Source organism: Micrococcus sp. LASM2_SD2, assembly GCF_057364565.1.
Genome location: NZ_JBNFOB010000271.1, coordinates 1 through 2,825, shown reverse-complemented (window position 1 = coordinate 2,825; position 2,825 = coordinate 1). Strand labels below are relative to the sequence as shown.

Below are 2,825 nucleotides of genomic sequence, written 5' to 3'. Positions count from 1 at the left end.
CCGCTGTCCTTCGACGCGGACCATCTGCGGGCGGAGAAGGAGAAGGTCCTCGCCGCCGTCGAGGTGCCCGCGGACCCCGACCTGATCGAGGCGGCCTCCGCCCCCTCGCGGCCGAGCATATACCACTCCCGGGCTGGGCAGGGAGGCGAGCAGGTCCGCCAGGGCCGCGTCCGTCGTCGTAATCTCCTCAGCGGGCTCCTCCCCCCGGCGTCCCGACCGACGGCGCCCTCCCCCGGATGTCCGCTCCCCTCGGGAGCGGCGCCGGGTGGGGCGGAGCCGACGGTGTCCGTGCGGCCGTCGGCAGGCGCGGCGGCCGCCGCCTTCTCCCGGGCCTTGACGGCCTCCCACTGACGTTCGAGCTGTGCGACGGTGATGTCCCGCAGCTCGTCCGCCGGGCGCAGGTCGCCCTCCGGGGTGAAGACGTGCGGGTTGCGGCGCAGCATCTTGGCGGTGATGGCCTCGGCCACGTCCTCCATGGCGAAGGCGCCGCGGTCCTGGGCGATCGCGGAGTGCAGGACCACCTGGAAGAGCACGTCGCCGAGCTCGGAGCGGAGGGTGCGCTCGTCCGCGCCGGTCTCGATCGCCTCGACGGCCTCGTAGGCCTCCTCGACGAGGTACTCCGTGAGCCGGTCATGCGTGAGCGTCCGGGTCCAGGGGCAGTGGCGGCGCAGCTGCGCGACCACCCACACCAGCTTCTCGACCTGGGCGCCCATGCGTGCTCGGTGTCAGTCCTGCTCGGCGTCGTCGGCGGGCAGCTCGGCCAGGCGCGGGGCGTCGCCGGAGCCGGCGATCACCGGGTTCCAGGCGGCCACGAGCAGCTCGGCGAGCTCCTCGCGCTCCTCCACCGGCAGGAACGCGGCCTCGGCGGCGTTGAGCTGCAGGTCCAGCAGCTGGGACAGGGTGTAGCCGAAGGTCTCGGCCAGCAGGTACAGCTCGTCCGTCAGGGAGACGTCCGAGACGAGACGGTTGTCCGTGTTCACAGTGATGCGGAAGCCGAGCTGCATGAGCAGGTCGATCGGATGGCCCTCGATGCCCTTCGCCGGGTCCACGGCGCCGGTCTGCAGGTTCGAGGACGGACACACCTCGAGGGCGATCTGGCGGTCCCGCACCCAGGCGGCGGTGGGGCCGAGCTCCACGAGGCCGGTGTCCGCGTCCAGCTGCTCGCCGTCCTCGTCCACCGCACCAAACTCCACGGAGATGTCTTCGGCCAGGCGGACGCCGTGGCCCAGGCGCTGCGCGCGGCCGCTGACGAGCGCATCCTGCACGGAGGCGAGGCCGTCGCCCTCCCCCGCGTGCACCGTCACCGGCAGGTGCTGCTGCGCGAGCCAGGTGAAGGCGTCCGCGAACCGTGAGGGCGGGAAGCCCGCCTCGGCGCCGGCGATGTCGAAGCCCACGACGCCGCGGTCCCGGTGGCGCACGGCCAGCTCCGCGATCTCCTGGGCGCGGTCCGCGTGCCGCATGGCGGTGACCAGCTGACCCACGGAGATGTCCCGGCCGTCCTCCACGGCGGCCGCCACGGCCTCGTCCAGGCCCTCCTGCACGGCCTCGACGGCCTCGTCCAGGGACAGGCCGCCGGCCAGGTGCTGCTCGGGGGCCCAGCGGATCTCCCCGTAGACCACGCCGTCCTCCACGAGGTCCTCCACGAACTCGCGGGCCACGCGGCGCAGCTGCTCACGGGTCTGCATGACGGACGTGGTCAGCGCGAACACCTCGAGGTACTTCTCGAGCGACTCGCCGTTGGCGTGGGCGTGGATCCAGGCGGCGAGCTCCTCCTCGGTCTCGGCCGGGACCTCGGTTCCCGCCTCACGGGCGAGCTCGAGGACGGTGGCCACACGCAGGCCGCCGTCCAGATGGTCGTGCAGGGAGACCTTCGGCAGGGCCGCGAGGTCGATGTCCAGGGGGCTCGGGGCGTCGGTGGTGGGGATGCTCTCAGTCACGCCTCGGAGTCTACGGCAGGGCCCGGACGCCGTTCGAGGCGTTCAGGCGCCCCGGGCCGTATCCGGGCGGCGGGCCGCGGCCCGGTCCCGGCGGGTGAGGGCCAGGTGGATGATCCGGTCCATGATCAGGCCGACCACGAACGCTCCGGCCAGGGACACCGCGATCTTGGCCAGCGGGCTCTCCAGCCAGCCGGTGGTCACGCGGGCGATGAGGATCGAATAGGCGGACCAGGCCATGCAGGAGACCGCGTCCAGCAGGACGAAGCGCAGGTAGGAGTACCGGGTGGCGCCGGCGGTGAGGTTCACCGCCACCCGGCCGCCGGGGACGAAGCGGGCCGTGAACAGCAGGAACGCGCCACGGCGGTCCAGGTTACGGCGGGCCATCCCCATGGCCCCGGCCACGGCCCTGGACCGCATCCAGCGCCAGCGGTCCGTGCCGACCGTGCGGCCGATCAGGTACGCGAGGTTGTCCCCGCAGAACGCGCCGACCGCGCCCACCGCCCACAGGGCCGTGAGCGCGAACGGCTCCCCGTCCCTGACGATCGCCGCGAGTGCGACCAGCACGGACTCGGAGGGGAAGGCCGGGACGATCCCGTCCAGCAGGCACAGCAGACCCGTGACGGGCAGGACCCACCACTGGGAGGCGGCGTGGAGGATGGACTCCTCGAGCCAGGCGAGCACGGCGGACGGGGCCCGGTCAGCGGATCTCGTCGAGCACGACGGAGCGGCCGCGCAGGGAGGCGGCACGCTCGGCGTCGGCCTGCTCCACGGCCCAGCCGCCGGCGAGGGCAGCCTGGGCGCGCTCGAAGCGCTCCGGGGTGTCCGTGTGCAGGGTCATGAGGGTCTGACCGGCCTTCACCTCGTCGCCGGGGCGGGGCGTGCAGCTGG

The 2,825-nt window shown here is 73.5% G+C and carries 3 protein-coding genes and 1 pseudogene; all 4 read right to left on the bottom strand.

The genetic code is table 11. From position 1 onward, the window contains the following. The coding region (locus AC2W7A_RS11255; protein WP_485991428.1) for a MazG nucleotide pyrophosphohydrolase domain-containing protein at positions 1 to 713 on the bottom strand (713 nt) is incomplete at its 3' end. A 12-nt stretch (positions 714 to 725) separates the two neighbouring features. After that, positions 726 to 1,937, bottom strand: a complete 1,212-nt coding sequence (locus AC2W7A_RS11250; RefSeq protein WP_485991427.1) for an adenosine deaminase — start codon at positions 1,935 to 1,937, stop codon at positions 726 to 728. A gap of 42 nt (positions 1,938 to 1,979) precedes the next feature. Then, a complete protein-coding gene (locus AC2W7A_RS11245; RefSeq protein WP_485991426.1) occupies positions 1,980 to 2,618 on the bottom strand; it encodes a DedA family protein in 639 nt (212 codons plus the stop codon). A 16-nt stretch (positions 2,619 to 2,634) separates the two neighbouring features. Next, positions 2,635 to 2,825 (bottom strand): annotated as a pseudogene (locus AC2W7A_RS11240) (thymidine phosphorylase); the annotation flags it as partial.